Genomic DNA, 7,613 nt, shown 5'->3' on the forward strand with positions numbered 1-7,613 from the left:
CGGAACGGAAGCGGTTCCCTCGCCTGCCTTACCGGCTGGCACAAAGCCTGTGCCCGCCGTGCCGCTCTCCGAAACCATCTTCCCCGACCATATCGTCTGTCTTGAGGACGGGAAGAAGTTCAAGATGCTGAAGCGCCATCTCAAACAGGTCTACCAGATGACGCCCGAGCAGTATCGTCAGAAATGGGGTCTGCCGCCGGACTATCCGATGACCGCGCCCGCCTATGCTGAGCAGCGCGCGACGTTGGCACGGAAAATAGGACTGGGCCGCCCGCGGGTCGAGGATACCGGACAGATTTCAAAAACACAGCGCAAGGGAGACGCTGCAGTCGCAATGACGGCTAGCGATGAAAGTGGCCCCACAATCCCGAAAGCCGGGAAAAGCGATCGTCGTAAAAAACCTGAAACATGGGCACGGGACAGATTCCAGCCCAAAAAGAGTTCTGACACGAAAGAGGCCGGCAAACCGCCTCAGACCCGGAAAACCCGCAGCAAGACAACACCCGACACACAGGCGTAACACACCCTCACGCATTTTCCGCTTTACAGGATCATATCGTGTTCTCTAAGTGTTCTCTTGACGGAGGAGAACATGGCGCGAACACAGGACAACGATACCGTCGCCGTTCTCCGGGCGCAGATCCTGCGGATCGAACGGCGGTCAGGCGTGCTGGCACATGATGCCGCACGACTGGCCTGCGGCGCCACCAAAATCGACACTCACCTTTGTGGTGGCCTGGAGCGGGGCACGACCCATGAAGTGATCGGCCGTGGTGCCGACACGCCTCTCGGCTATTATCCGACCCGCTGGATCGCCGCCATCCTGTCGCGCACGACCGGGCCTGTCGCATGGATCCATACCGGACGGCTGAACCTGCTGGGCGAAGGGCTGTCCCAGGCCGGGCTTTCTCCCGACCGCCTGATCTGCCTTCACGCCGCTCCTGATCGGGTTCTCGGCCTGACCGAAGATGTGCTGCGTGAGACGGGACTGGCCGCAGTCGTCACCGATTTCGACCAGCCTCTGGGCCTGACGGCGTCGCGCCGCCTGCGACTGGCGGCGGAAGGGTCGGGACAGACCGCTTTCCTGCTGCGTCGCGCCAGGAAAATGGACGACCCCGCCCTCGTGCATCCGACGGCCAGTTCCACGCGCTGGCGCGTAGGGCCTGCGCCCTTTCCGGCCGGAACCGCTCCGGTTGCATTCCGCCCCGGACGGCCGCGCATGCATGTCGAACTGCTGCGCCATCGGGGTGGCAGGGCTGGGGAGTGGATCGTGGAGACGGAACATGCGCCGGATCATCTCGCTGTGGTTTCCCCACTGGCCGACCGACCGGCTGCGCCGGCATGGATTGCGCAACCTGCCGACTTCCCAACCGCTGGTCACGCGCGCCCATGACGGACGGCGCTACATGATCGCCGCGGTCGACCAGGCGGCCATGGAGGCCGGGATCAGCCCCGGCCTGCCGCTGGCACAGGCGCAGGCCCTCGTGCCGGATCTTGCCGTCGCACCCGCCGATCCGGATGGCGACGCGCAGGCGCTGTCACGACTGGCGGAATGGTGCCTGTGGTGCGCGCCGCTGACATCCGCAACCGACCCTGATGGCATCTGGATTGACGCCACGGGCTGCGCACACCTGCATGGCGGCGAAACATCCATGCTCACCACCCTGCTTGAGCGCCTGTCCGGCATGGGCCTGACGGTGCGGGGCGCAATGGCGGATACGCCGGGCTGCGCCTGGGCGCTCGCACATGCGGGACCTCATGGGGCTGAAATCATCCCCGAACGTGGGCAGGCTGCTGCACTCGATCCACTGCCCGTTGCCGCCCTGCGTCTGGACGGCGCCACCCTGAAGGGACTGCTCCAGCTCGGTCTGGAACGTATCGGACAGGTGCGGACCGCGCCACGGGCGCCGCTGGTTCGCCGCTTCGGTCAAGACCTCATGCTGCGCCTGGATCAGGCGCTGGGACGGGTGCCGGAACCGGTCCGGCCGGTCCTGCCACGCGATGCGGTACAGGACCGTCGCTCCCTGCTGGAGCCTGTCTCCACGGCGGACGCCATCGCCACGGTGATCGGGGTGCTGGTGGACACGGTCTGCATGGAACTGGCACAGCGCGGGGAGGGAGCAAGGCAGGTCGACCTTCTGTGCGAGCGGGTTGACGGCACGGTGCAGGCCGTCCGGATCGGGACGGCTTCCCCGGTCTGCGATCCCGGGCACATGGGCCGCCTGCTACGCGCACGGATCGAGACGATCGAGCCGGGGTTCGGCATCGAGGCGATGCAACTGGTTGTCAGGCAGTCGGAGCAGCGCTGCGCGCGGCAGGTGACCGGCATGCCTGCAGAGATGTCCCCGCAGGAAACGGTCAATGCAGACCTGCTTGACCGGCTTGGCAACAGGGCCGCACTCGACGGCGTGCCGGTCTGTCTGGCACGGCGCGAAAGCCACATGCCCGAGCGCAGGCAGGTCACGACGCCTGCGACACCCTCCACGACATCCACAGACTGGTCATGTTCATGGCCACGTCCCGTGCGGCTGTTCGATCCACCTGAACCGGTGGTGATGATCCGGCAGGACACGGCGGGCATGCCGCGGCAGGTGGCGTGGCGCGGTCATGCCTACAGGATTGTTGCATGCGACGGTCCCGAGCGCGTGCATGGTGAATGGTGGCACGACACGCGTGAATACGGCCGCATCCGGAATTACTGGATCGCGGCGGAAGGGGGCGGCCTCCAGTTCTGGCTGTTCCAGTCCGTCCGCTGCGTGGGGACGGCTGATGCGTCTGCTCCGTGGTTTCTGCATGGTCTTTTCTGAGGTACGCGCAATGACACAGGACAGCCTCCCCGATCTGCGTCCGGCCAGCCTGGAGGAAATCGAAGCCTCCCTGTCGCATGGCCTGCGCTATGACGGGCGCCGCAAGGTGCATACGGCCGATGAGATGATGGCGCGGATTACGGCCGAACGTCTTGTCGCCTACCTCCAGAGCTGCGGCTACGTCATCCTGCGGCGGGCAGGCGCTCCGGCACCCAGCTCCAGCACGCACCGCCATCCGCACGCGGATGCAGGCTAGGCGATGTCCGGCTACGTCCCGCTTCAGGTCGCCACAAACTATTCCTTCCTGCGGGGCGCAAGCCATCCCGACGAGCTGTTCGAGCGGGCAGGGGAACTGGGGCTTCGGGCGATCGGCATCACCGATCATAACAGCCTCGCCGGGATTGTCCGGGCGCACCGGGCAGCGGCCGAACATGGGGTCCGCCTTGTCGTGGGCTGCCGTCTGGATCTGGAGGATATGCCGCCCGTCCTCGCCTATCCTACCGACCGCATGGCCTATGGCCGTCTGTGCCGTCTCCTGACGCTGGGCAGGAAACGGGCAGGGAAGGGCGGCTTTTCCCTGACATGGCGCGATCTGGAACGCGAGGGTGCGGGCCTGCTCCTGATCCTGTTGCCCGATGCACCCGATGCCACGCTTTCCGCTGCCCTGACCCGCATGGAAGCGCATGCCCGCACGGGTGGCCTGCCCGGTTATGTCGCCCTTGTCCGGCGCTACCGGCCGGGAGATGCAGCCCGTCTCGCCCGCATGGCCGACATGGCGATGACGGCGGGCCTGCGTCCGGTCGTGACCGGCGATGTCCTGTATCACAACGCCGGGCGGCATATCCTGCAGGACGTGCTGGGCTGCATCCGCCATGGCTGCACGGTCGACCAGCTGGGCGACCGGCGCGAAACATGTTCGGGACGGCATCTTGTCGCGGAACGCGAGATCCGTGAGGACTATGCCGGGCATGAGGCCGCGATTGCGCGTAGCGCCGAGATTGCCGCGCTATGCCGCTTCTCGCTCGATGATCTGGCCTACCAGTATCCCGATGAAACCGACGCATCAGGGAATACGCCACAGGAAACCCTTGCAGCCCTTGTCCGGACGCATCTGAAAGACCGTTATCCTGCTGGCGCACCGGACGGCGTTCTGACCCAGCTCCGCCACGAACTCGATCTGATCGCTTCGCTGGATTACGCGCCGTATTTCCTGACGGTCAACACGATCGTGCGGCATGCCCGCCAGCAGGGTATCGTCTGCCAGGGGCGCGGATCCGCCGCCAATTCGGCCGTCTGCTACGTGCTGGGCATCACGGCCATCGACCCTGTGCGCTCCGGCCTCCTGTTCGAGCGGTTTGTTTCGGCCGAGCGCAGGGAGCCGCCTGATATCGACGTCGATTTCGAGAGTGACCGCCGCGAGGAAGTGATCCAGTGGATCTATGCCCATTACGGTCGGGACCGGGCAGCCCTGTGCGCGACGGTGATGCGCTATCGCCGCAAGGGTGCGCTGCGCGACGTGGGCAAGGCGCTGGGCGTGCCCGAGGATGTCACGGCCGCCCTCTCGCGTCATCTGACCGGCCTGTCGTCAGACGGCGATACGCCTGCGGACCGGGCGCGGGAACTGGGCCTGAACCTCGATGACCCGCGCCTGCGCCTGACGCTGCATCTCGCGGGGGAACTGATCGGCTTTCCGCGCCAGCTTGGCACGCATCCGGGCGGCTTCGTGCTGACGCATGACCGTCTGGATGATCTTGTGCCCATCGAGCCGGCCGCGATGGAGGACCGCCAGATCATCGTCTGGGACAAGGATGACATCGACCACCTGCGTTTCATGAAGGTCGATGTGCTGGGCCTGGGCATGCTGGGCTGCATGCGGCGTGCCTTCGCGCTTCTTGAAACCGCGCATGGCACCCGGATGGACATGGCCTCCATCCCGCCCGAGGACCCCGCTACCTACCGGATGATTGCCCGCGCGGATACGATCGGCACGTTCCAGATCGAAAGCCGCGCGCAGATGAGCATGCTGCCGCGACTGAAACCGCGCACATTCTATGATCTCGTGGTGCAGGTGGCGATCGTGCGCCCCGGTCCCATCCAAGGCGACATGGTGCATCCCTACCTGCTGCGTCGGGAAGGCAGGCAGAAACCCGACTGCCCCTCACCGGCGCTGGAGCGTATCCTTGGAAAGACGCTTGGCGTGCCACTGTTCCAGGAACAGGCCATGCAGGTCGCCATTCACTGCGCTGGCTTCTCGCCCGGCGAAGCCGACCAGTTGCGCCGCGCCATGGGCACATTCAAGGGAGAGGGAACCGTCACCTATTTCCGGGACCGTCTGGTCAATGGCATGACGGAGCGGGGCTATGACCCCGCGTTTGCGGAGCGCACGTTCGCGCAGCTGGAGGGGTTTGGCTCCTACGGCTTTCCTGAAAGCCATGCGGCAAGCTTTGCCCTGATCGCCTATGCCTCGTCCTACATCAAATGCCACCATCCGGACGTCTTCTGCGCAGCCCTGCTCAATTCCCAGCCGATGGGGTTCTACGCACCGGCGCAGATTGTCGGGGATGCACGGCGGCATGGGGTGCCGGTCCGCCCGATCTGCGTTAACGCCAGCCGATGGGGCTGCGCGCTTGAGAAGGCGGGATCAGGGCGTCTCCTTGCCGTGCGGCTGGGGCTGAGACTGGTGAAGGGACTGTCGAACCAGCAGGCGGCGAAACTGGTGGCATGCCGGTCTTCTGCCTATGAAAGCCCTGAAGACGTCTGGCGGCGGGCCGGGCTGGACCAGCGTGCGCTGCAGGCGCTGGCTGAAGCCGACGCCTTTCACGCCCTGGGTAGGGATCGCCGGGGCGCGCTATGGGACATAAAGGCCATGGTGGACGCCCCGATGCCGCTTTTTGCCGCGGCCGACCGACATCGCAACCGTCCGGAGCCGGAGATTGTCGAGCCGGTTTTCGTGCTGCCTGAGATGACGGAAGGGCAGAATGTCGTCGACGATTACCACGCAGCCGGCCTCACGCTGCGCAGTCATCCTGTCGCCTTCCTGCGCGAAGAACTGGACTGTCGTGGAATCACCCGCTGTGGGGATCTTCATACCCTTGCGGACAGGCGGCGCGTCACCATTGCGGGCATCGTCATCATGCGCCAGCGCCCGGGCACCGCAAACGGCACGATGTTCCTCACGATCGAGGACGAAACCGGCATGGCCAACCTGATCCTGTGGCCGGACCGGATAGAGCGGCAGCGCCGCGTCGTGCTGTCAGCCAGTATGGTCGCGTGTCACGGAACCCTCCAGAAAGAGGGTGACGTCATTCATGTCGTTGTCAGGGAACTCGATGACATGACGCCGCTTCTGGCTACGGTTGGCCAGTCTGACGACGGGATATCAATACGCTCCCGGGATTTTCACTAGCGCCTCAATCAGGACTTGAGTTCGGTATCATCCGGGTCCGTTGGATTTCCAGAACGCTTTGTTCCCTCATCGCATGCTGCCTTAAGTCCCTTTTCGTGAGACCGCCGTCCCAGTAGGGGAAAACGTTTCCCGACGGGGACATCATTCAGGTGAATATGACTATCTACACACAAAAACAGAACACACTCCGGATACTGAATCAGGTATAAAAGTGCATCCGATCCTTTCCACCAAGATGGAGATGCATGACCTGATGTTCTTTTAATAACTTATCGTACCCTGTCGACGCCCGGTAATAGGCCGATAAATCTTCCCCGCGTTCGATGCACGCTGTAATATCAGCAAAATCCTGCTCTTCTTTCGAGCTTAAGCCTGATTTTGATTTAAAATATTTGTCTAATACGACTCTTTTTGGTTTTTCTTCTATCCGGGCGAGAGAAAGAGGAACCCATGGTTCAGGGAGATCAGGCACTTTCACTCATTTTCGTCCGCAGGAGATCAATAAGCTCCTGGCGGGGCATATGTGTTATGTCCTGACCATAATCCGGTCCCATTGCTGCTTTCGCGGCCTCGGCCTGAGCGGCGATCCGATCAAACCGTGCCTGGTCCATTATGCTGGTTTCCATCGCTTTCGGCGCCCTCTCGTTCACGAGTGCTGGCTGTTCGATCACATAACTCATAGTCTCTTTTAACAGAAAAAAAGGTAATCTCGCAAGATCGAAGACCCCGCCCGGCGTGGGCCGCCGTATATTTTCGATGAGGCATGCACATGAACGCGAAGAAGCTCTCTGGCGCAACCGCATGGGTTGATCCCGATGATGCACCGGAACTGACGGAAGATTTCTTTGACCGGGCGGAAATACGGCAGGGCAACCAGCTGATCCGGCGCGGTCGGCCCATAGCGACACACCCAAAAAAGCAGGTGACGCTGCGCCTTGATGAAAACGTGCTGGCCGGATGGCCGGCAACAGGACCGGGCTGGCAGCCCCGCGTCAATGAAGAACTGCGCCGCATTAACCCGAACCCTATGGTGGCACAGGAAAAAGAACCTTAGCCGGTTCCTTTACTTCTGTTCCGCCAGGCGCCCAGGGACACCACATTTCCATCCTGCACCACCGGTTCGGACTGGACAGGTGCGCTCACGGGCGCCTTCCCGGATTTCACCTTCCGCACATGCCGACCTTCGCGATAGCGTTCGAGACAAGCGATGACGACCTCCCATCCGCCGATGATCCGGCCGCTCAGGATCCACGTCTCGCTGACCTGCTGGGCAGCAAGCGCCCGCTGCTGCCGGTAGGCGGTATCCATGAGCCTCTGTTCGACATTCGTGGCGAGGCGTATCTGCCGCTCCCGGATGATAAGGTCACGGGCTTCTGCCGTTTCGCTGATCGCCAGTGTAA

The 7,613-nt window shown here is 63.3% G+C and carries 8 protein-coding genes and 1 pseudogene; 6 read left to right on the forward strand and 3 right to left on the reverse strand.

Annotation, left to right across the window (positions count from 1 at the left end):
• The 5 genes and pseudogenes from ACBR42_RS16560 to ACBR42_RS16580 all read left to right on the forward strand — a co-directional run.
• A pseudogene (locus ACBR42_RS16560) lies at positions 1 to 283 on the forward strand (MucR family transcriptional regulator); the annotation flags it as partial.
• A gap of 309 nt (positions 284 to 592) precedes the next feature.
• Positions 593 to 1,393 (forward strand): ImuA family protein, encoded by an 801-nt coding sequence (locus ACBR42_RS16565; RefSeq protein WP_371208763.1) that lies wholly within the window; start codon positions 593 to 595, stop codon positions 1,391 to 1,393.
• Entirely contained in the window at positions 1,284 to 2,807 is a 1,524-nt protein-coding gene (locus ACBR42_RS16570; protein WP_371208764.1) for a DNA polymerase Y family protein, read from the forward strand. The genes ACBR42_RS16565 and ACBR42_RS16570 overlap by 110 nt, the downstream gene beginning before the upstream one ends.
• A gap of 10 nt (positions 2,808 to 2,817) precedes the next feature.
• Positions 2,818 to 3,063: a hypothetical protein gene (locus ACBR42_RS16575; RefSeq protein WP_371208765.1), complete on the forward strand. Its 246-nt coding sequence runs from the start codon at positions 2,818 to 2,820 to the stop codon at positions 3,061 to 3,063.
• Between the two features lie 3 nt (positions 3,064 to 3,066).
• Entirely contained in the window at positions 3,067 to 6,213 is a 3,147-nt protein-coding gene (locus ACBR42_RS16580; protein ID WP_371208766.1) for an error-prone DNA polymerase, read from the forward strand.
• Between the two features lie 199 nt (positions 6,214 to 6,412).
• Here ACBR42_RS16580 and ACBR42_RS16585 read toward each other — a convergent pair whose 3' ends face one another.
• Both ACBR42_RS16585 and ACBR42_RS16590 read right to left on the reverse strand, forming a co-directional pair.
• Positions 6,413 to 6,691 (reverse strand): hypothetical protein, encoded by a 279-nt coding sequence (locus ACBR42_RS16585; RefSeq protein WP_371208767.1) that lies wholly within the window; start codon positions 6,689 to 6,691, stop codon positions 6,413 to 6,415.
• Positions 6,678 to 6,893 carry a hypothetical protein gene (locus ACBR42_RS16590; RefSeq protein WP_371208768.1) on the reverse strand — a complete coding sequence of 72 codons (216 nt, stop codon included), beginning with the start codon at positions 6,891 to 6,893 and terminating at the stop codon, positions 6,678 to 6,680. Before ACBR42_RS16590 ends, ACBR42_RS16585 begins: the two co-directional genes overlap by 14 nt.
• A gap of 89 nt (positions 6,894 to 6,982) precedes the next feature.
• Between ACBR42_RS16590 and ACBR42_RS16595 the strand changes: the two genes are divergently transcribed.
• Positions 6,983 to 7,267, forward strand: a complete 285-nt coding sequence (locus tag ACBR42_RS16595) for a BrnA antitoxin family protein (RefSeq protein WP_371208769.1) — start codon at positions 6,983 to 6,985, stop codon at positions 7,265 to 7,267.
• Here ACBR42_RS16595 and ACBR42_RS16600 read toward each other — a convergent pair.
• Positions 7,264 to 7,613: hypothetical protein (locus tag ACBR42_RS16600; protein ID WP_371208770.1), on the reverse strand; the 350-nt coding region annotated here is incomplete at its 5' end. The genes ACBR42_RS16595 and ACBR42_RS16600 overlap by 4 nt on opposite strands.

The sequence above is a fragment of the Komagataeibacter sp. SM21 genome, assembly GCF_041402665.1.
Lineage (GTDB): Bacteria > Pseudomonadota > Alphaproteobacteria > Acetobacterales > Acetobacteraceae > Komagataeibacter > Komagataeibacter saccharivorans.